We start from the raw sequence: 21482 nt of genomic DNA, 5'->3' as shown, positions 1-21482 counted from the left end.
TTACACATAATAAAGGAATTTATGATTGTTTTTCTTGTAAATGAACCCGCCAACAATGAGCATCAGCACTGCGTAGAATGTGCACAGCAGATGGAACCAGACAGATGGCAGATGTCCTTCCAAAACAACCGTCCGAAAATACCGGATGTAACAGTAAACAGGATTGAGGCAAAACAGCTTTTGCACCGCAGGAGAATAGGCATCTACTGTGTAAAAAATAGCAGACATATACATCAGCAGCATGGTGAAAACATCGTAAAGATAGGTTACATCCCGAAAGAACACAAACATTGCAGATAAAACCAATCCCATGCCAATGTTAAACAACACCAGGCAGCAGATGGGATAAATCAGCGACAAAAAATGCCAGCCAAATTTCACCCCATCCAACCACACAAACACGAAAAAAATCACCAATGTGAGACCAAAGTTGATTAGGCAGGAAATATTTTTAGAAAGCAAAAACAAATATTTGGGCACATTTACCTTGGTAAAAATTTTAGCATTGTTCATCAAAGCGGTCATTCCGCCAGAAGTGGACTCCCGATAATAAGAAAAAACCAGGTTTCCACAAAACAGATAGATGCTGTAATGAGCCATGGAGCGGCCAAAAAACTGAGTAAAGACCAGGCTCATCACCAACAAGGTAAGCAATGGAGAAAGAACGCTCCAGGCCATGCCCAGTACCGTGCGCTTGTATTTTTGCTTAAAATCTCTTTTTACCAGTTCTTCAAATAAAAAGCGATTGCTTTCAATTTTATAATTCAGTTTTGCAAACATTCCTTTGCTTCTCTCCTTTATCGGGTTTGGCCGGGCGCAGGATGTTCCCAAGCCATTTCTGCAAGCGGCGTATTGCAATGGCCATCGCAAAGGACAGGCATACCACCACAATCCATTGCACCAGCAGCCACCCAAAAGCGGTTTGCCGGCCCAGCCAGGTGCGCTTTAGCATCCCGTGCAATACAATGTTATGAACGAGATATACATAAAAGGAAGCATCCGATAATACATTCCGAATTCTGCTTTTGCGCTGAAATAGTCCTTTATCGTTTGCTTTCAGTGTTAGCGCAAATACACTTGCAGACGCCACTACGCACACCGATGTTGTGTAATGAAAGAAATAGTCCGAAAAGCTTCCGGCAGAGTAATAGAGCAGCTTGGTTAAAACATACATCGCACCAATGCTAACTGCCGACAGCAGCAACAGTGCCCTGCCGGAAACTTTATTCCACCGAATGGTCTTCAGTTCATATCCAATAAGGAAATATACCACCGCACGATCAAAGGGCTCGTAAAGTTTGCCCTCAAACGCTGCAAACTGCTGCACATCCTTCAGCAGGTACGATGCCAGCACCAGCCCAATCACAGCCCATCTGGCCCGTTTGGCGGAGGGCGTATCGGTGCACATAAGCGCCGTTACGGGGAACAGCAGCATTAACCGCACATAATCGGTAATGTACCAAAATACCGTGCAGCCAGGCAGACTTTTGATGTTCCACAGCGTTATCTCCCGCCACATCTGCCTGTAGTCCGCACCCAGTACGCTTTCTTTTAGGGTTGCAGTCCCTGTTACCCAGGCCCAAAGCGCCTGGTATACAACCACTGCCAGCAGTGTGGGCAGCAGGATGGAAACCGCTGTCCGTTTCAGCTTTTTTATGTAGCTCTGGCCTATGTGGGTAAAATACCCGGTAATCATAAAAAAGCAGGGTACCGCAATAATACACAGGCTATTGAGCATAGCTACCGCTTCCCGCATGGAACCATCGGAAGCGGTGTAGTTTTTGTTCAGTACATGGGTCAGCGGCACCAGAACGGTTGCCGCAATGCGCAGTACATCCAACGCCTGATTTCTTGGTTTGATTTCAGCCATTCTTTTTACCGAGTTTTAATTTTTTGCGTAGCTTTTGTGCAATGTTCCGCAAGGTGTAGCTCAGCCCATTTTCTTTCAAGCAGATTACACCCCGCTTCCACAGGGGATATTCCTGAAGCTTGGCTTCGGCCCGGCGCTCTTCTGCGGTGGGCTCCCATCCTACAGGGTGTTCGTACACTCTGCGGTAATCCAGGTATTCCTTGCGGTTATAAAAGTATTCCATGGGGTGCTCGGTAATGCCCAGCTCCTGGAACCACTCTTCCCGCAGTTTGTTGTGCAGCGTGGTTTTTGTTGGCTCTGCCAGGGTATTCAAATTCCACAAGGAAAAATGCACGCTGTAATTGATGAAATCCTGCTCAAACCGCTGGTACAAATTCCAGTCACGCAGCTGCTGGCGCAGTGCCACCAGGGCATTGTAAAAGCACATCCAGCTCTTTTCTCTGGTAACAGAAAGGGTGCCTGCATCTCTGCGGTGATGCACCAGCACCTGCGGCAGCGTCACAATGCGCTGTGCAGCTACCACTGCGCTAAACACAAAGAGCATATCGTTGGTGGTGCGCTGTTCCTGAAAGCGAAGTCCTTTTTGCTGCACAAAGCTTGCCTTAAACAATTTGTCCCAAGCCCAGCCCACAAACAGCTTAAATACATCCCGGCTTACATCCTGTGCAGAAAAGGGCTGCTGCGCAGGCAGCAGGCTTTCCCGGATGGAGTAGGGATACGCATGATACTTTTGGCTTTTGTGCTCGTAAAGGTCGCAAGCAAACACAACAATTTCTGCCTCAGCCTGCTTGGCAGCCCGATAGGCCGTCTCTAGCATATCCGGCTCATAAAAATCATCCGCATCCAAAAAGGAAAGGTATTCTCCTGTTGCATACTGCATTCCGTGGTTGCGGGCCGCACCCGCCCCTGCGTTTGCCTGCTGAACTGCTTTCACACGGGCATCCTGGTTTTGGTAGGCCTGCAAGATGGTCCAGCTTTCATCGCTGGAACCATCGTCTACACAAATCACTTCAATTTCCTTTAGGGTTTGCCGCAGCACACCATCCAGGCATTCCCGCAGATATTCCGCTGCATTGTATACCGGAATAATGACCGACACCTTGATTGACATATAGTTTCTCCTTTGGTAGGCTTGGCTTACCTAAAAATTTTATTGCAAATTTTTTCCCACCCGTGTCGAACGGTGTACTGCAGCCCATTATCTTTCAGGCAGTCCACACCGCCCCGCAGCTTACGGGGCAAAAATGTGATGGCTCGGCCAATTTTGTAGGAACGGGAAGCCTTGATTTGGTTCAGCTCCTGCTGCAAGCCACGGCATCTGCTTTGCAGCAGTGCAATTTCCTGCTCAGGGGTTTTGGCCTTGTTTTGGGCGGCACTGTTGAGATAGAACGCTTCGGTTCGGTCCATAATGTCGCACAAATTGGGGTACCCGCTGCCAAAAAACAGGCTGGCATCCAGCTCTCCCCGTGCCCGTGCTTCCTTGAACTCATCGCTCATGCGGCGCAAAAATTCCATCTTGAATTCATCGCCCACCCGGCCATAGTGGTAAAGGCAGTTATCAAATTTTTTCTTCTGAAAAATCTTGATTAGCTTCTGCTCTTTCTGGGCGTCGCTGCGCAGAATCTTCTCGATGAATGCGTATTCTTCAAAGATGCAGAACACCTTAGCCCTGTTATGCACCGACGAGTTGGGGTTATCTCTGCGCAGCTGATAGAATGCACGGTCCACAAACATTACCCGGTCAGCCCATAAGAAGGTCTGAAACCAGAATCCGTTGTCTTGGTAAGAAGCACCGGGTGTTTCGTTGTGGCGGATGTGGTGCTGCTGCAAAAAGCTGCGCTTGTACAGGCCCGTCCAGGTGTTCATGCGGGCATTAAAAACATCCAGGTCATCCTCGGGCTTAAACACCTTATAGTACTGGTTTTTCTTTTTGCAGGTCTGCATATAGGTGTAGGTACGATCATTTCCCTCGCCTACAAAAATTTCATAATCCGACTTGATTACATCCAGGTCGTTCTTTTTTGCCAGGCCGTACAGTACCTCGTACATATTGGGTTTGATGAAATCGTCCGTTTCCAAAATTGCAATGTATTCTCCGGTGGCCAGGTCCATACCCCGGTTCATGCTGTCACCGTAGCCCGCATTTTTCTTGTCGATTACCTTCACTCGGCTATCCTTCTGGGCATATTCATTCATAATGGCCAGAGAACCGTCGGTGGAACCATCGTTTACGCAGATAATCTCAATGTCCTCCAGGGTCTGTGCAATGGCACTGTCCAGACATTCCCGCAGATACTGCTCCACATTATAGCAAGGCAATACAACCGATACTTTTGGCATTTTTAAGCTCCTCTGTGTTTGTTTGTCTTTCAATCAATCTCTAAAGTAAAGATCTCTGGTATATACCTTATCCAGCACATCCTCCAGCTCTGGGCTGTACCGGTTTGCCACAATAACATCGGAAAGCTGCTTGAAGGTTTCCAAGTCATTGACTACCCGGTGCCCCTCAAATTCCTGGGTGTGCAGGGTGGGTTCATATACCACAATTTCCACGCCAGCTGCCTGCAATTTATGGATTACATCCTGAATGGAGGACTGGCGGAAATTATCGCTGTTTGCTTTCATGGTCAGCCGATACACGCCCACATGACGGGGGGACCGCTTGAGAATTTGCTGTGCAATAAACTCCTTGCGGGTATCGTTGGCCACAACAATGGCATGAATGAGATTTTCGGGGATACCCTCGTAGTTTGCCAGCAGCTGCTTGGTATCTTTGGGCAGGCAGTATCCACCATAACCAAAGCTGGGGTTGTTGTAGTGGTCGCCAATGCGGGGGTCAAAGCCCATACCCTCGATAATTTCTTTGGTGGACAGGCCGGAAATTTCCGCATAGGTATCCAGCTCGTTGAAATAGGCCACACGCAAAGCCAGGTAGGTATTGGCAAACAGCTTAATGGCCTCTGCTTCTGTCAAGCCAGGAAACAGCTGAGGGATATCGGTTTTGAGGGCTCCCTGTGCCAACAGTCCGGCAATCTGTTTTGCCTTCTGCTGCATCCGGGCATCCTCTTTGGGGGTGCCTACCACAATGCGGCTGGGATAGAGGTTGTCCAGCAGGGCTTTGCCCTCCCGCAAAAACTCAGGGCTAAAAAGGATGTTGTCGTTTTGGAATTCTTTGCGAATCTTTTCGGTATAGCCCACAGGCACAGTGCTCTTAATCACAATGGTGGCCTGGGGATTGTACTTCATTACCAGGCCAATAACCGCCTCCACGCTGCTGGTATCGAAATAATTCTTTACCGGGTCATAGTTCGTGGGGGTGGATACAATCACAAATTCTGCATCGCTGTAAGCCAGCTGTGCATCGGTGGTAGCGTGCAGATCAAGGGATTTCGTGCTAAGGTATTCCTCAATTTCCTTATCCACAATCGGGCTCTGCTTACGATTGATCATGTCCACTTTTTCCTGCACAACATCCACCGCAAATACAGTGTTGTTTTGTGCCAGCAAAATAGCATTGGAAAGGCCCACATAGCCGGTGCCTGCGACTGCAATCTTCATGTTTTAACTCCCCTTGCGTGTGCAATGTTCGTATTACTGTTCATGTTACTGGTAAGTAGCTTCTTTTTTACCGGATTAACTCAAACAACCCATCCATTCTGGAAGGTGTACCAGGTATTGTTAATCTGGTGCGCACCGTTTTTGCTGCTGTCCAAGCAGCCTTTCACGATGTAACCGGTTTTTCCCTGGCCAGTTGCCAGGCCGGTATAGCTCCGGTCCAGTTTGCCGTTTTTCACATAGTAGTAACCGCCCTGCTGATAGCGGGTAATTCCGGTATAGCTGCGGTCCAAAACGCCTTCGTTTACATAGTAGTAGCTGCCGGACTGGTACCGCACAAGGCCGGTGTACTGGGTATCCACAAGGCCTTTCTTAAAGTTGTACCAGTCATTGCCCACCTTCAAAAGTCCATTTTTGGAGGTATCCAACCGGCCGTTGACCACATAGCCTGTTAAGCCATAGCCTGTTGCCATGCCGGTATAGCTGTAGTTCAGCTGCCCCTTATTCACATAGTAATAACTGCCGGACTGGTAGGGGGCAAGGCCCGTGTGGCTGGTGTTTGCCACACCCTTTTCAAAGTTATACCAAACACCGCTTACTTTAACCAGGCCGTTTTTGCTGGTATCCAACCGGCCTTTTGCAATGTAGGCGGTCATGCCGCAGCCAGTGGCCATGCCGCTGTAACTCCAATCCAGCTTGCCGCTTTTTACATAGTAGTAGCCACCCTGATTGTACTGGGCAATGCCGGTGTGGCCCCAATCGATGATGCCCTTGTTTACATAGTAATAACTGCCGGACTTGTATTTTACAAGGCCGGTGTAATTCTGAAGCACAGCGCCCTTTTCAAAATTATACCAGGTGCTGCCTACCTTGATTAAGCCGTTTTTGCTGGTGTCCAACCGGCCTTTTGCGATGTAACCGGTCATGCCGCAGCCAGAAGCCATACCGCTATAACCCCAGTCCAGCTTACCGCTTTTTACATAGTAATAACCGCCCTGGTTATACTGGGCAATGCCGGTGTAGCCCCAATCGATAACACCCTTATCCACATAGTAATAGCTGCCCGACTGGTACTTTACCAAACCGGTGTAATCGCGAGCGATTTTGCCGTCCTTGTAGTAGTGCCATTCCCCTGTAATCTGGTCCTTGTACAGTCCATCTTCCTTCACTCCAATGGGCTCGTACCAATAGTTCATGTCCACCACGCCGTTGATTCCGCTGATGGTTCCGCAATCGGTATATTGCCACATCTCGTACCGGCCGGTGTAGGTGCATGAGGACCGCCACTCTGCAATCCAGCGATACCAGTTTTCAAACACAGGGTCTGTGAGGTAGTACTGCCACCAGTTCAAGCTGGCATATACGCCCACATCGTAGCCGGCTGCTACCAATGTATCGCAGTATGTACGGGCCAGTTCAGCCAGGCCAGCAACCCCCAGCACCAGCTGCCGGTTTTCTTCCATGTCATAGAATACCGGCAAATCGGGGTTGTGACCCTCCAGCAAGCGCAGGGTGTGGGCTGCTTCGGATGCAGCCATGTTGGTATCCGTTGCATAGGAGTACAGGTAAACACCGTAGGGAATGCCCAGCCGTTCACATTCCGATACATTCCGATGCCACTGCCGGTCATCCTGGCTGACAAGGTCGTCGCCATAACCGCAGCGAATAACTGCAAAGTCAATTCCGGCTGCTTTTACAGCCTCCCAGTTCACTTCGCCCTGGTGATGGCTTACATCAATTCCCCAATATCCATTGGAATTAAAAACATTCACGCCTTCTGTCAGGCTCAGAGTCATAATCTCAGCCGGAGCATTCTGCTCCAAACGCTCACCATTCTGGTAGCGCCAGCTGTTCTCTTTGCCGGTTTGGGGCAGCTGGTCCAGCCAGCCCTCTCGCTGGGCCTGGTAAGCCATGCTCATATCTTCCACAGCTGCCTGTGCATTTGCAAGCTGTTCCAGCATGGTTTCCAGCTCCAAATCCGGCTCCGCCTCCTCTTGCTGGGCCAGCGGCTGTACCGTTACTGCCTGAATCTGCTCCTGTATAGTTTCCAATTCCTGCTCGGTCATCTGGCCCACCTGCGCACTTTGTTCCAGCAGGTCGGCAATCTGCATTTTCAACTGCAACTGAGCTTCATCTTGCTCTGTCAAATCCTCTGCTGCTGCCTGGGGCTGCGAGGCTTCATCCTGTGCGGGAACAGACATTTCACCCTCCTGCTCCTGAGCAGAACCCTCATGTTCAGCCAAACTGTCCAGCGCAAAAGTTTGAACAGAAAAACTATTAAGCAGCAGCGACATAGCAAAAGCCATACTCAAGATTGCCGCCAAGTATTTTCTTTTATTGAAGTGCATCGTTTGGTTCTCCTCGTTGATGAATCAATTTCAAATATTAACACTGCGTTGCATAGTTTTGGTGTGCAGCGTGTGCAACATTTGCAGGATATTCAATGGCAGGATTAAAAAAGGTTCCTTTCACCATGCTGGAAAGAACAACCCCCATGCGTTTGCAGCGGTGGTTCTTTGCCTGGGTTGCAATGCGCACCAGATTCAAGCCGCATTTTGCCAGATAATAGCACACACCGGCCAAACCCTCCTGCCGATAGGTGTAGTTCTCGTTGCGGAATGCAAACCGGTAGCGGTCAATCCGCTCCGGCACATCCGTTGCTATATTGGAGCCTGTGTTGTTCTGCATAAGGTGGGTAACAATGCTGCTGCCCACCAGATAGCAGGGCATTCCCTGGCGCACGCTGATGCGCCGGGTATACTCAATATCATCGCCCCATATAAAATACTCCGCAATGGGCAAGCCCACTCGCTGCACAACTGCGGCAGGAAAGAACAGCGAAACAAAGGTAGCCTGTTCAATTTCAATCAGGCTGTGCTGCAACAGTTCCAGATGGTCGTAGTAGGATTTTTTGATTTTTTGCCGGTTCATGCGGCATTCCTTACCATCCTTCCACAAAACAACGCTGGACAAAAAGCCATAGTTGCCTTGCAGCCGTTGGTGGGCACTCCAAAGCTGTGCCAAGGCATCTGCTTGGGGCAGGGTATCGTCATCCATAATCCAAACATAGTCGTAGCCCGCTTCCACAGCCCACCGCATTCCTGCGTTGAATCCGCCGGCTCCGCCCAGGTTTTTTCCGGTATTTCTATAAAAAAGCCGGGGATGCTCCAGCTGCTCCACAGCCTGCCGGGTATCATCGGTGCTGGCATTATCCACCACCAGCACATCACACTGCACCTGCTGCTGGGCCAACAGCTGGTTAATACACTGCAAAAGCAATTCTTTTCGGTTATAGGTAACCACCACAGCTGCTATTCGTTCCATAAAATGTTCCTTTTCTCAGGCCAGCTGAGCACGCACCTTGGCCAGTGCCACTTCCACGACCTTATCCATATCATAGTACTGGTACTCGCCCAGGCGGCCGCCAAAAATTACATTGGGCTGTGCATCAGCCAGCGCCTTATATTGGGCATACAGGGCACTGTTCTTTTCGTCATTCACAGGGTAGTAAGGCTCATCGCCCAGCTTCCACTCGGCGCTGTACTCCCGGCTGACGACGGTTTTTTCCTGGGTGCCAAACTCAAAGTGCTTGTACTCAATGATGCGGGTATAGGGAGTTTCGGCATCGGTGTAGTTTACCACTGCATTGCCCTGGTAGTTGCTTTCGTTCAGCACTTCGGTCTCAAACCGCACACTGCGATACTCCAGCACACCCAGCTTATAGGCAAAATAAGCATCGATGGGGCCGGTGTAAACCACCTTTTCTGCCAAAGCATCCCAAGCTTCTTTGTCTGCCAGGTAATCCTGGCCCAGGCGCACTTCCACGCCTTCCAGCATTTTTTCCACCATGGCAGTGTAACCGCCCACAGGAATACCCTGATACAATGCATTGAAGTAGTTGTTATCGTAGGTAAACCGAACCGGCAGCCGCTTGATAATAAAAGCAGGCAGCTCGGTGCAGGGACGACCCCACTGCTTTTCGGTGTAGCCCTTAATCAGCTTTTCGTAGATATCCACACCCACCAGGTTGATGGCCTGCTCCTCCAGATTTTTGGGGTTTTCGGTGTAGGTAGCCTTGCGCTGCTTCTCAATTTCAGCCTCTGCCTGTGCAGGGGTGATAACGCCCCACATCTTATTGAAGGTGTTCATGTTGAAGGGCAGGTTGTACAGCTCGCCCTTGTAGTTGGCCACAGGGCTGTTGGTATACCGGTTGAAGGTGGCAAACTGGCTCAGGTAGTCCCACACCTCCTTGTTGTTGGTATGAAAGATGTGTGCGCCGTACTGGTGCACCTGAATGCCCTCCAGCTCATAGGTGCGGATGTTGCCTGCAATATGGTCCCGCTTATCAATTACAAGGCAGCTTTTGCCTGCCTTGGTCAGTTCCTGTGCGAATACGGCACCGTACAAGCCAGCGCCAACAATCAGATAATCATACTGTTTTTTCATTGCTTTACTCCTTTGTTTCGGTTTTGTTTTATTGTACTTTCAAATTGTTTTATATACGCTCATTGTCTTCCGGATGCCTCACCCTCCCATGGGCCATTTGGCTCCACTTGTGGATTTAAACCGGATTCCCTTGAAAGAGGGATAAAAATGGTCGCACTAACGGATTATAATCATATCTTATCATACTCTATTTCTCCAAATTCCGCAACAAAATCACAGAATTTGCTTACCTTTTGCCCCAAGCTCCCTGCTTTTTGGAGCTGGCAAGGGTGTCCTTTCCCCCTGCGAACAGCTTTTCTTGCTCTTTAAGCTGGTCCCGGGCTGTTTCACACACAAAAGAACCCGGCAGACCGCCGGGTTCTTTTGTGTTAACAAGGCTCATGTTTATCCTGCCAGGTGCATTCCTGAATTACAAAGCGGGGCCGATGCTTGGTTTCCATATAAATTTTGCCAATATACTCACCAATCACACCCAGGCACAGCAGCTGAATGCCCCCCATAAAGCACACAATGCTGGTGGTGGAAGCCCATCCTGCTACCGCATGACCCAGCAACCCCTGAATCACCGCCCAGATCACGCCCAAAAAGCTGACCAGAGAGATGAATGCCCCAAATCCTGTAATAATCCGGATTGGCTTCACCGACAGGCTGGTGATTCCGTCAAAGGCAAGGGCCAGCATCTTTTTAAGGGGATAATGGCTTTCGCCCGCCATGCGCTCGGCCCGTTCGTAGTATACGCTGGTGCTTTTAAAGCCCACCAGCGGCACCATGCCCCGCAAAAAGATATTTACTTCCTCAAAGCAGGCCAATTCATGGAGAGCACGGCTGCTGAGCAGGCGATAATCTGCATGGTTGAACACCACCTGTGCCCCCATCCAGTTCATCAGCTTGTAAAAACCTTCTGCGGTAAACCGCTTAAAAAAGGTGTCCGTATCCCGCTTGGAACGCACTCCGTATACCACATCACAGCCTTCCCAGTAGGCTTCCACCATGGCATCCATGGCGTTGATGTCGTCCTGTCCATCGCAATCGATGCTGATGGTGATATCACAGCGATCCTTCACCGTCATCAGGCCGCCCAAAAGCGCATTCTGGTGCCCCCGGTTGCGGGAAAGGCAGATGCCCTCAAAATGCTCATCGCTCTGGGCCAGATTCTGAATCATCTGCCAGGTATCGTCCTTGGAACCATCGTTCACAAAAACTACCCTGCTTTCAGGCGCAATGCGCCCCCGCTCAATCAAGCAGTTCAATTTTTCCAAAAACATGCCGCTGGTTACTGGCAGCACTTCCTGCTCGTTGTAGCAGGGAATCACCATGTATAATACAGGAGTTTTCATTTTGTCACTTCCCTTTTAGATTCCAAAAGCAGCCACTGTTTCCACAATCCCCAGCAGCTAAACGCTCCGCCGCTTTGGATGCAAAGCAGCAGCAATCCCTTTTTGTTTTATTTGATTTACCACTAATTATCACTAATCATACTGTATTTTGCAAAATCCCGCAAGTAGCTGCGGCGGTGCTGGTTCTGGCAAAAACCGCATACATTTACGAAAAACCGCATACCCATTAAAAAGGCATCTGTTATGCAAACAGCAAAAGGGGGTTTTGAGTTGTTCGGCATCTTTTTTAACTTTTTGGTGGGTCAGGTGCTCTATCTGGCCCTGCATCTGGAAAGCAGCAGCTTTCCCAAACCACTTACGCCACGGCAGGAGGTGGAAGCCTTTGCCGCTCTGCGCCAGGGGGATATGACCGCACGAGACAGGATTATCAAGCACAATCTGCGCCTGGTGGCACACATCGCCAAAAAATACTGTGCCATCCCCGGCGATGCAGAAGATTTAATCAGCATCGGCACCATTGGGCTTATCAAAGCGGTAAACAGCTTTGACAGCACCAAGCAGATTCGTTTTTCCACCTACGCATCCCGCTGCATCGAAAACGAGATTCTTATGAGTTTCCGCCGGGAGAAAAAAGCACCTGTCACGGTTTCCATGCAGGAGCCCATCGAAACCGGCAGCGAGGGCGGCGGTCTTACCGTATTGGATGTGGTGCCGGACAGCTTTGTGCTGGATGAGTCCTACGAATGCCAGGAGGAACAGCGCCTGCTGCGGCAGATGGTGGAACAGCTCAGCGGCCGGGACCGGCAGGTAATTCTGCTGCGGTACGGCCTTTCCGGCCAGCCTCCCCTTACCCAGCAGGAGGTAGCGCAGATGCTGGGCATCAGCCGCAGCTATATCAGCCGCATCGAAAAAGCCGCTGTAAGCCGATTGCGCCAGCAAATGCTGGAGCAGCGGCAATAACATCTGCTTTGACAGCAGTACAAAACCGCCCGGTCAGTGTGCAAACTATGACCGGGCGGTTTTGTGTTGTTTTGTCAGTTAAAGCCAAACAGCTTTTGGGTAATTTTGTAGCAGCCCATGGCAAACCCATGCGCCATGGGGTTATCCATGGTGAGCACAGCCCCCATAAAACCACGGCGCAGCCGGTAATACAGCCAGGGATCTGCCTTCTTCAGGTAGTCCCACAGCTCCCGCTTTTTCTCCAGGTTTTCTTTGGTGCCGCTGCGAATCATAAGTACCGAGGATACTACTGTAATGATTTCAAAGTAGTTGTACAGATACTGGCGCAGCCGCTTGTTGGAGATGGATTTTAAATCCACCTGCTGCTGCATCATCTTGTTAACCTTAATCTGCTGGTCAATGCGCTTAATCATAACGCTTTCGTTTACAGACTGGTCGTTGCGGCCAATGAAGTAGTGGTAAAAATCCACATTCAGGTAGTAAATGCTCTTTACATACTGCATGGGCACATACACAAACAGGTTATCCACATAGAAGGTATGTTTGGGTAAATCCAGCCCGCTGTCCCGCAGCAGCTGGGTGCGATAGGTAACCGCATGCATCATAATGTACTGGCTGCGGCGCAAACGGCCCACATCATCCCAACTGAGAATCTGCTGTTCCGGCAGCACATTGGCGTACCGCATTACCTTTTTGTGCCGCATACCCACCTTATCGTACACAAAGTTGCTAACCAGCAAATCCACCGGGGTGTTTTCGGTCATAAATTTCCGCAGGGTAAACAGCACCTTGCCCAGGGCCTCCTCATTGACCCAGTCATCACTGTCCACCACCTTAAAGTACTGGCCGGTGGCATTCTTCAAACCAGCCATAACTGCCGAACCATGACCGCCGTTTTCCTGGTGAATGGCCCGCACAATACTGGGGAATGCCGCAGCGTATTCATCGGCAATGGCGGCAGTTTCATCCTTAGAGCCGTCGTTCACCACCAGAATTTCCACTTCCTCGCCGCCAGTCAGCAGTGTATCGATGCAGTGCCTCATATACTCCTGAGAGTTGTAGCAAGGTACCGCAATGGACAATAATTTCATCTCTCTCACCTTTTTGCATAATCAATTCTGCCGCATCCTCAAATCGGCAGGGGCCTGTTTGGACAGTCGCCAAACAGAGCCTTGTGTTTAAAACAACAACACTTGCTCTCTTATTATAATGGCGTTAATTTTTTCCAAAGTCAAGCAATGTCGTTTTTTTCACCGGATATTCACAAAAAAAAGAAACACTCTCGATTACGCCCACACCTCTTTAACCCAGCAGCTGTTTTGCCACATCCACCGAGGCCTTGGCATCCCGCACATAATAATCCGCTCCAATGGTTTGGGCATATTCCGGCGTCAGCACAGCGCCGCCCACCATCACCTTACAGCTCAGGCCAGCCTGCCGCAGCTGCTCCACCGTTTGCGCCATGGAAGGCAGCGTGGTGGTCATGAGGGCGCTCAAGCCAACCAGTGGGGCGCCGGTGCGCCGAACCGCATCCACCACCTGTTCCGGCGGCACATCCCTGCCCAGGTCAATCACCTGATACCCGTAGTTATCCAAGATCACCTTCACGATATTTTTTCCAATGTCGTGAATATCGCCCTTTACTGTGGCAATTATAATGGGGCCTTTTTTTGCCCCCTCAAAGCCCTGCCGCTGAATGGCCAGCTGCACCTGCTCAAAGGCAGCCTGGGCGGCGGTGGCAGATTGCAGCAGCTGGGGCAAAAAGCAGGTACCCTTTTCAAAGGCATCGCCCACCTCGTCCAATGCGGGAATCAGCACCTGGTTCACCAGTTCTTCCGGGGCAGTTGTAGCCAGAGCCTCGATAGCAGCCTGGCGGGCCTGGCTTTCCAGCCCCTTGAACACTGCTTCGGTCAGGGACATGGGCTGGCCTGGCTCTGCTGCTGGTGCAGCCGATGCAGCCGGTTGGTTGCCGTAGGCCTCAATATACTCCTGGGCATGGGCATCCTGAGCGGTAAACACCCGGAACGCCCTCACTGCTGCCATCATAGAAGGCTCGTTGGGGTTCATGATGGGTGCATCCAGGCCGTTGGCCAGTGCTGTGCTCAAAAATGCAGTGTTTAACTGAGGCCGCTGGGGCAAACCAAAGGAAATGTTTGAAACACCCAGAACTGTTTTAAGGCCCAGTTCTTCCTTTACCAAACGCACCGCCTTCACGGTTTCCCATACATCCTCCTGCTGGGCACTGGCTGTGAGGGTAAGGCAGTCAATGTATACATCCTCTTTGGGGATTCCCGCCTGCTGGCAGGCCTGCCAGATGCTGCGGGCCAGCTCAAACCGTTCCTCCGCCTTAGAAGGAATCCCCCCATCCCCCAGGGTCAAACCTACCACGGCTGCGCCGTATTTTTTGCACAAAGGCAAAATGGCTTGCAGCACCGCCGGCTCTGCGTTCACCGAGTTTACAATGGGCTTGCCGGTGTATACCCGCAAACCTGCTTCCAAAACCTCCGGCTGGGTGGAGTCCAGCTGCAAGGGCAGCTCGGTTACTCCCTGAATGGCCACAACGGCCCGGCGCATCATCTCCACCTCGTCAATTTCCGGCAGACCCACATTCACATCCAAAATCTGCGCCCCGGCCTGGGCCTGTTCCACCGCCTGTCCCAGCAGATAGCCCAAATCGCCAGTGCGCAGAGCTTCCTTCATCTTCTTTTTGCCGGTGGGGTTAATGCGCTCGCCAATCACGGTACCGGGGCGCACGGTCACCACCTGCATACCAGAGCACACCCGCCCCGGCAGAGGAGCATCACTGGGGGTACGGGGCACCATCCGGTCAGCCAGGCTTCCCAATGCCTGAATGTACTCCGGCGAAGTTCCGCAGCAGCCACCCATAGCCGCAAGCCCCAGAGGCAGGTATTCCTCCATTTGCTGGGCAAAGGTGGCAGCATCCATGCTGTATGCCCCGGTCAAAGGGTCCGGCAAACCAGCATTGGCTTTAATAAACACCGGCAGGGTACAGCTTTCTGCCAGCCGACGGGCGGTAGGCAGAATTTCCGCCGGCCCCAGCGAGCAGTTAATGCCCACTGCCGCTGCACCCAGCCCCTGGGCCATCAGGCCAAAGCTTTCCGCCGGGCAGCCCACAAAGGTGCGGCCGTTCTGCTCAAAACTCATGGAAACCATCACCGGCAGGTCACAGGTTTCCTTCGCAGCCACCAGCGCCGCCTTCACCTCTGCCAGGTCGGTCATGGTTTCAAAATAAATGGCATCCACTCCGGCCCGGGCACCGGCCTGCACCACCTCTTTAAAGGCGTTGCAGGCTTCCTCAAAGGGCAGCGTTCCCAACGGCTGAAGCATCTCTCCCAGCGGCCCCACATCCAACAAAATCCGTGCCCCTGTCCCCTCACTGGCCTTGCGGGCACAGTCCACTGCGGCCTCAATCACCTGGGCCACCGTATACCCGGTACCGGCCAGCTTTTTGCAGTTTGCCCCAAAGGTATTGGTACTCAGCAGGTTTGTGCCTGCCGCCAGATAAGCCTTGTGAATGGCCTGCACCTGCTGGGGATGGGTAATATTCCATACATCCGGATGCTCGCCAGGGGTAAGGCCCGCCTGCTGTAACATGGTGCCCATGGCGCCATCCATACGCTGGCAGCGGTTTGATTCAAACAGAGGTCGTTGGTTACACACAGGGATTTCCTTCCTTTCTTTTGGTACAGGTTTCGCGCAGGGCGCAGTGGGCACAGCCCGCCAGTTGGCCTTGTACCGGGTGATCGGCTATGCCACAGAGGGCAGTCACACTTTTGCCCGGCACCAACATACAGCTTTCTGATGTGGACAGTCCAGCCTGACGGCTCGCATCCATCCACTGCAAAAAGCTCGGCTGTACGGTAAGGGGCCAGTCGCCATACCCCGGCGAAAACCGCCCGGTCATATACAGCCCCTGCCCGGCCACCTGGCTGCGCAGCTCCTGCTCCCATTCCTGGGCAGCCTGCTCCACATAGGCAGAGGCCGCCGCATCCAGCACCACGCCGTACACCGGCTCCACTGCCAGGGCACGGCGCAGAGCAGCGTCCAGCCCTGCACCCAGCGTGACCGCCAGCAGCAGGCCCCTGGTACAGCCCTTGAGGTGGGCTTCAATGTCCTGCCCCTGCAGCAGCGGTTCCAACTGGTTGAGGGGAAGCTGACGAGCAGCCGCCCGAATCACCGACTGCTGCAAAAGCTCCTGCTCGGCCCGGTCTAACAGCGCCTGCAACGCAGGATCAACAGTTCCCCCCGCACCCAGGTACCGGAGGGTCTCCTGCCGGTCCAGTGCCGGGGGATGGGGCCGCATCACAGCCCTTTGCCTGCGGGCAGCAGGTCCTCGATGCCTTCGTACACCCGACGGGCCACCACAGGGTCATTCATGGCGTAAAGGTGCACTCCATCTGCGCCGCCTTCAATCAAATCACGCAGCTGCCCAATGGCATAGTCGATGCCTGCATCAAACATTCCCTGTTCATCTCCATCGTAGCGGGCCAGCAGCTTAGTAAACTGGGGCGGCAGGCTGGCGCTACTCAATGCCAGGGTGCGCTGCACCTGCCGGGCCGAAACAATAGGCATTACACCTGCCTGCACTGGCACCTGCACACCGCTTTTGCGCAGCATATTCATAAAACGATAGTATTTGCTATTGTCAAAAAACAGCTGGGTAACCAGGTGCTCTACCCCTGCTTCCAGCTTATACTTCAACTGTTCCACATCCTGCTGCAAGCTGCTGCTTTCCACATGGCCTTCGGGGTAGCAGGCACCTGCCAGATAAAAATCCCGGCCCTGCTTCAGGTAAGCCGCCAGGTCGCTGGCATGAGAAAACTCCGTCTGCCGAGGCAGATCGGGGCAGATGTCACCCCGCAGGGCCAGTACATTTTCCACACCTTTTTCCTGCAAACAGGCAGCTACCTGGTCCACCTGTTCCCGGCAGGAATTCACGCAGGTGAGATGAGCCAGGGGTTCAATGCCCATGCGTTTTAAATGCGCTGCAATCTGTACCGTACTCATACCGGCAGGGCCGCCGCCAGCTCCATAGGTAACACTCATATAATCCGGCCGCAGCTGGGCCATCTGCTCCAGCACCGGGTACAAATCCTCGGGCTTCGCTCCATTTTTGCGGGGCGGGAATACCTCGATGGAAAAAACGCAGGGCTTGCTTTGAAACAACTCTGAAAGACGCATGGGGGCTCTCCTTAATCTTTATACTTTCACTGCCAGCCAGATTCACTGCGCTGGGCAAGTGCTGATTTTTCCATTATACCACACTTTTTTGCAGTGATAAAGTAGCAATGTATTTTCGTTTTTTTCTGTCTCCAATTATTTTTTTGCATACCTTTGCAATAATATGGGCAGCTGATTTGTATATAGGGTGAAATCCGCCGCATTCCCACAGGAATACCGGCAGGGGCAAAATGGCATACTAGCCAAAAGGGAACCGCCGCACAGGATTGGCCTTCCCTCACTGCATCCTGCCGTTTTGGCTGGTTGTTCAAGCAATGAAAAAGGAGAATCACACATGAAAAAACTGTCCATCGCACTGGCCGCCATCCTGGCGGTTTCCATGCTGGCTGGCTGTGGCAACAGCAACTCTGGTTCCACCAGCACTTCCTCCAGCACTTCCAGCAGTATGTCCTCCAGCATTTCCGCCAGCACCTCCCAGGCTGACAGCGACAATTCCGCTGTAAATACCAGCACGCTGGACGCCATCATGGATAAGATGTACACCGATGTGGAGCTGCCCATGATGCTCAAGCCCATGCCCGCTGCGGAAGACAGCGCATCCCAGTACACCGTACTCACCGCAGACAATGCCGAATATATGACCGGTGTTTCCGCCGATGAATTCAGCGCAGGCATTGCTGCCGACGCTGCCGTTACCAGCATTGCACACTCTGTGGTGCTGCTGCAGGCCAAAAGTGCCGATGACGCCGCTGCTCTGGCAGAGTCCGTTGCCGAAAAAGCCAACCCCATGAAGTGGCTGTGTGTTGGCGCCGAGCGGGTCATCGTTGCTTACTCCGGCGATGTGGTGCTGCTGGTTATGAGCCAGAACGACTTTGCCCAGCCCCTGCTGAACAGCTTTACCGCTCAGATGGGCGAGGATAAGGTTACCGTAGTAAAGAACGAGGAATTCGCCCAGGAAGCTCCCATGGATGGCGAAGCCGCTGCCAATGACTCCTCGGTCGTTGCTGTTCCGTAAGGGATTGGTCTGCGCTGGCGCGGTTGCCCTGCTTGGCTGCCTGGCAGCCGGCTGGCTGGCACACCAGCGCAGCCTCCATACCCCGGACGAAAATGGAATGTATCAGCAGCAGGGCTACTGGGTACAGTACCACGGGCCTTTGGATGAACGCAGCGTGAATAATTTTTCCGCCAAGCTAACCCAGCTTTCTCAGGATCTGCTCACGCCGGACAACCAGTGTTATTGGGCCATTGTGCCGGACAAAGCCCATTACCTGCCCGATGAGGGCTGGCCCCGGCTGGATTACGATGCCATGACGGCGCAGGTTCAAGCCCAGCTTCCCCAGTCCTTTGTGCACATTGACCTTACCGGTAGCCTTAGCCTTGGCAGCTACTATAAAACCGACCCTCACTGGCGGCAGGAAACCTTGCAGCCAGTGCTGGATACCTTGGGCGATGCCATGGGATTTTCGGCCACGCTGGAAGGCTGGCAGCCCCAGGTTGTGCCGGATTTTATCGGCACCGCCAGCTGGTATGTAAAGATTGAACCCGGCCAGGAGAATCTGGTTTACCTCACCAGCACTTTTACAGAGCAGGCGCAGGTGCACCATGCTGTATTGGAGGACACAACTGTATACACTCCAGAAAAACTCACCGGCAAAAACCCCTACGATGTGTTTTTGTCCGGCACCACTCCCTTTGTGACCATTCAAAATCCGGATGCTTCCACCGACCGGGAGCTGGTTATTTTTCGGGATTCCTTTGCCAGCAGTCTGGCTCCTCTTTTGTGCCAGACCTACCGCACCATCACCCTGATTGATTTGCGGTATATGGTAAGCGGCCTTGTACCCCAGTACATCACCTTTACCAACCAGGATGTGCTGTTTTTGTACAGTATGCCGGTGGTTAATCAAAGCGCTATGCTTCGCTGACCTTTTAGCTCCCCTGTGGCTTTTGCAAAAGTCCCAGGGGATTTTTTTGCGTGCAGCCAGCCCTTGTGGGTTTGGTTGAAACTTTGCAGCCGTTATGCTACAATATTAGCATAGATTTTGGGGAATGCAGGCCCTGGCCTCGCCGTTCCCCGTTGCCGAAAGGAGCTGTTTTTTCCTGTGAAAATCATGGAATCTGCCGAAGATTACCTGGAAACCATTTTGGTGTTGTTCAAACGCAACGGCAGCGTCCGCTCCATCGACACTGCCAACGAGATGGATTTTTCAAAACCCAGCGTTTCCACCGCCATGAAAAAGCTGCGGGAAAACGGCTATGTTCAGGTGGATGACGGTGGAATGATTACCCTTACCCAGTCCGGCCGCCACATTGCCGAAACGATTTACGAGCGGCACACCCTGATTAGTCAACTTCTAATGGATTTGGGTGTGCCTGAGGACATTGCAAAAGAGGATGCCTGCCGCCTGGAGCACAATCTCCATCCAGTCAGTTTTGAAAAAATCAAGGCATTTTACCTGCGCCAAAAGCAGCTGTAACTGCCGCACCAACAGACCATTCCCTGCTCCCATGCTGTGCGGGAATGGTCTGTTTTTCCACCAACCACTCCAATTCCAACCAAGCGAGGTGTTTTGTATGACCAACCTTTCCCATATTCAAGCCCAGGCCGCCCAGGCTGCCGCCGAGCTGCTGGCTGCTGCCAATCTCAAGCCCGGCAGCATTCTGGTTGTGGGCTGTTCCTCCAGCGAAATCATTGGCCAGACCATCGGCAAATGCTCCAGTCTAGAGGCTGCACAGGCCGTTTACCAAGGCATTGCCCCGGTGCTGCACCAGGCGGGGGTCTTTTTGGCTGCTCAATGCTGCGAGCACCTCAACCGTGCCCTCATTCTGGAAGCTGCCGCTGTGCGGGTAGGGGCCGAAGTGGTGAATGTGATGCCCCAGCCCAAGGCCGGGGGCAGCTTTGCCACGGTTTGCTGGCAGCAGTTTGAACATCCCGTTGCATTGGAAAGCATCCAGGCGGATGCCGGGCTGGACATCGGCAGCACCCTCATTGGTATGCATCTGAAACGGGTGGCCGTGCCGGTGCGTCTAAACATTCAGCAAATTGGCCAGGCCAGCCTGGTGGCCGCCCGTACCCGCCCCCGTTACATTGGCGGCCCCCGTGCCGTTTATCAGGAGGGATTGGCATAATGCAAGAACACGAACTGTTAGCCGCAAAAGCCCTGGAAATCCGCAAACGAATGGATGCCGCCTGTGCAGCCTGTGGCCGCAGCCCTTCCACGGTGCAGCTGTGCGCAGCCAGCAAAACCCGCTCCGCTGCCACGGTACAGGCTGCACAGGGCACCGCCATTGACCTGTTTGGCGAAAACCGGGTGCAGGAACTGGTGCAAAAACACGAGGCCGGGGCCTATGGCAGCTATCCCCTGCATTTCATTGGGCATCTGCAAACCAACAAGGTGCGCCAGGTTGTGGGCCGGGCCCAGGTGATTGAATCGGTGGATTCGCAAAAACTGCTGCTGGCTATTCAAAAGGAAGCCGCCCGGCAGCAGCTGTGCCAGAACATCCTGCTGGAGGTAAACATTGGGGGCGAGGCAACCAAAAGCGGCATAGCCCCCCAGGAACTGCCCGATTTGCTGGCCCTGGCAGATGCACAGCCCAACCTGCAGGTGCTGGGGCTTATGTGCATTCCGCCCCGGTGTGAGGAGTTCCAGCAGCAGGAAGTCTGGTTTGCCCGGATGCATCAGCTGTTTGTGCAGTGCCAGAATATGCCCTTGCAGCGCAGCCGTATGGAGATTCTATCCATGGGCATGAGCGGAGATTTTGAAGCCGCCATCCGCCATGGAGCTACCATTGTGCGGGTTGGCACCGGCATTTTTGGGCCCAGAGCCTACCCGCAGCCGGTTTAATTTGTACTCTAATTAAATACACCTGCTAAAAAATCATCCTGAATATTCCCAAATTATTGTGGCGCTGTGTTCTCATCTCAAAAAACACAGCGCCTATCTTTTGCAAAAAATTGCACAATCCCACAAAGGCTTTACATTATTTAGTTGGTCTATATGGTCAGAATTCTAAAGTTTTTCTGGCAACTTGCCAAAACCCCGCCCTTTTGTGTATACTTTTATTTGTACACTTTTAAAAAATGCCTCGCCACGGCTACTGTTTTTCTCTTG

19 protein-coding genes are annotated in these 21482 nt (G+C 52.4%); 6 read left to right on the top strand and 13 right to left on the bottom strand.

The features are described from left to right. The 9 genes from ACH2EM_RS07000 to ACH2EM_RS06960 form a co-directional block, all read right to left on the bottom strand. Positions 1-780: an ABC transporter permease gene (locus tag ACH2EM_RS07000; RefSeq protein ID WP_395151418.1), complete on the bottom strand. Its 780-nt coding sequence runs from the start codon at positions 778-780 to the stop codon at positions 1-3. Continuing rightward, complete coding sequence (locus ACH2EM_RS06995; RefSeq protein WP_395151417.1) at positions 758-1870, bottom strand: acyltransferase; 1113 nt, start codon at positions 1868-1870, stop codon at positions 758-760. The genes ACH2EM_RS07000 and ACH2EM_RS06995 overlap by 23 nt, the downstream gene beginning before the upstream one ends. Next, positions 1863-2981, bottom strand: coding sequence for a glycosyltransferase family 2 protein (locus ACH2EM_RS06990; RefSeq protein WP_395151416.1), 1119 nt, complete (start codon positions 2979-2981; stop codon positions 1863-1865). The genes ACH2EM_RS06995 and ACH2EM_RS06990 overlap by 8 nt, the downstream gene beginning before the upstream one ends. Positions 2982-3007: 26 nt before the next feature. Next, the gene (locus ACH2EM_RS06985; RefSeq protein ID WP_395151415.1) at positions 3008-4210 is read right to left on the bottom strand and encodes a glycosyltransferase; all 1203 of its coding nucleotides are present in this window, start codon (positions 4208-4210) and stop codon (positions 3008-3010) included. A 33-nt stretch (positions 4211-4243) separates the two neighbouring features. After that, a complete protein-coding gene (locus ACH2EM_RS06980) occupies positions 4244-5428 on the bottom strand; it encodes a nucleotide sugar dehydrogenase (protein ID WP_395151414.1) in 1185 nt (394 codons plus the stop codon). Between the two features lie 80 nt (positions 5429-5508). Then, the gene (locus ACH2EM_RS06975; protein WP_395151413.1) at positions 5509-7626 is read right to left on the bottom strand and encodes a GH25 family lysozyme; all 2118 of its coding nucleotides are present in this window, start codon (positions 7624-7626) and stop codon (positions 5509-5511) included. A 184-nt stretch (positions 7627-7810) separates the two neighbouring features. Continuing rightward, positions 7811-8749, bottom strand: a complete 939-nt coding sequence (locus tag ACH2EM_RS06970) for a glycosyltransferase family 2 protein (protein WP_395151412.1) — start codon at positions 8747-8749, stop codon at positions 7811-7813. A gap of 15 nt (positions 8750-8764) precedes the next feature. Further along, positions 8765-9871 (bottom strand): UDP-galactopyranose mutase, encoded by a 1107-nt coding sequence (gene glf / locus ACH2EM_RS06965; protein WP_395151411.1) that lies wholly within the window; start codon positions 9869-9871, stop codon positions 8765-8767. A gap of 368 nt (positions 9872-10239) precedes the next feature. Further along, on the bottom strand, positions 10240-11208 hold the full coding sequence (locus ACH2EM_RS06960) for a glycosyltransferase family 2 protein (protein ID WP_395151410.1): 969 nt from the start codon (positions 11206-11208) through the stop codon (positions 10240-10242). A 270-nt stretch (positions 11209-11478) separates the two neighbouring features. Here ACH2EM_RS06960 and ACH2EM_RS06955 point away from each other — a divergent pair, with 270 nt between their 5' ends. Then, complete coding sequence (locus ACH2EM_RS06955; protein ID WP_395151409.1) at positions 11479-12168, top strand: sigma-70 family RNA polymerase sigma factor; 690 nt, start codon at positions 11479-11481, stop codon at positions 12166-12168. Between the two features lie 74 nt (positions 12169-12242). On the opposite strand, the gene ACH2EM_RS06950 is transcribed toward ACH2EM_RS06955, so the two are convergent. The 4 genes from ACH2EM_RS06950 to ACH2EM_RS06935 form a co-directional block, all read right to left on the bottom strand. Next, positions 12243-13259, bottom strand: a complete 1017-nt coding sequence (locus ACH2EM_RS06950; RefSeq protein WP_395151408.1) for a glycosyltransferase family 2 protein — start codon at positions 13257-13259, stop codon at positions 12243-12245. A 211-nt stretch (positions 13260-13470) separates the two neighbouring features. Beyond that, positions 13471-15849 (bottom strand): homocysteine S-methyltransferase family protein, encoded by a 2379-nt coding sequence (locus ACH2EM_RS06945; protein WP_395151407.1) that lies wholly within the window; start codon positions 15847-15849, stop codon positions 13471-13473. Next, positions 15842-16492, bottom strand: a complete 651-nt coding sequence (locus tag ACH2EM_RS06940) for a methionine synthase (RefSeq protein ID WP_395151455.1) — start codon at positions 16490-16492, stop codon at positions 15842-15844. Before ACH2EM_RS06940 ends, ACH2EM_RS06945 begins: the two co-directional genes overlap by 8 nt. After that, positions 16492-17370 carry a methylenetetrahydrofolate reductase gene (locus tag ACH2EM_RS06935; protein WP_395151406.1) on the bottom strand — a complete coding sequence of 293 codons (879 nt, stop codon included), beginning with the start codon at positions 17368-17370 and terminating at the stop codon, positions 16492-16494. Before ACH2EM_RS06935 ends, ACH2EM_RS06940 begins: the two co-directional genes overlap by 1 nt. Positions 17371-17704: 334 nt before the next feature. Here ACH2EM_RS06935 and ACH2EM_RS06930 point away from each other — a divergent pair, with 334 nt between their 5' ends. From ACH2EM_RS06930 to ACH2EM_RS06910, 5 genes are all read left to right on the top strand, one after another. After that, positions 17705-18385 (top strand): hypothetical protein, encoded by a 681-nt coding sequence (locus ACH2EM_RS06930; protein WP_395151405.1) that lies wholly within the window; start codon positions 17705-17707, stop codon positions 18383-18385. After that, positions 18339-19295 (top strand): DHHW family protein, encoded by a 957-nt coding sequence (locus ACH2EM_RS06925; protein WP_395151404.1) that lies wholly within the window; start codon positions 18339-18341, stop codon positions 19293-19295. The genes ACH2EM_RS06930 and ACH2EM_RS06925 overlap by 47 nt, the downstream gene beginning before the upstream one ends. Before the next feature lie 177 nt (positions 19296-19472). After that, positions 19473-19847: a metal-dependent transcriptional regulator gene (locus tag ACH2EM_RS06920; RefSeq protein ID WP_395151403.1), complete on the top strand. Its 375-nt coding sequence runs from the start codon at positions 19473-19475 to the stop codon at positions 19845-19847. 97 nt (positions 19848-19944) lie between these two features. Next, positions 19945-20499 carry a TIGR01440 family protein gene (locus tag ACH2EM_RS06915; RefSeq protein WP_395151402.1) on the top strand — a complete coding sequence of 185 codons (555 nt, stop codon included), beginning with the start codon at positions 19945-19947 and terminating at the stop codon, positions 20497-20499. Continuing rightward, entirely contained in the window at positions 20499-21215 is a 717-nt protein-coding gene (locus tag ACH2EM_RS06910) for a YggS family pyridoxal phosphate-dependent enzyme (protein ID WP_395151401.1), read from the top strand. Before ACH2EM_RS06915 ends, ACH2EM_RS06910 begins: the two co-directional genes overlap by 1 nt. The last annotated feature ends 267 nt before the right edge of the window (positions 21216-21482 follow it).

Origin of the sequence: uncultured Allofournierella sp. (assembly GCA_944382705.1) — a bacterium.
Taxonomy (GTDB): Bacteria; Bacillota; Clostridia; order Oscillospirales; family Ruminococcaceae; genus Allofournierella.
The sequence above is the reverse complement of the archived record's forward strand: the minus strand, read 5'-3'. Positions and strand labels throughout refer to the sequence as shown.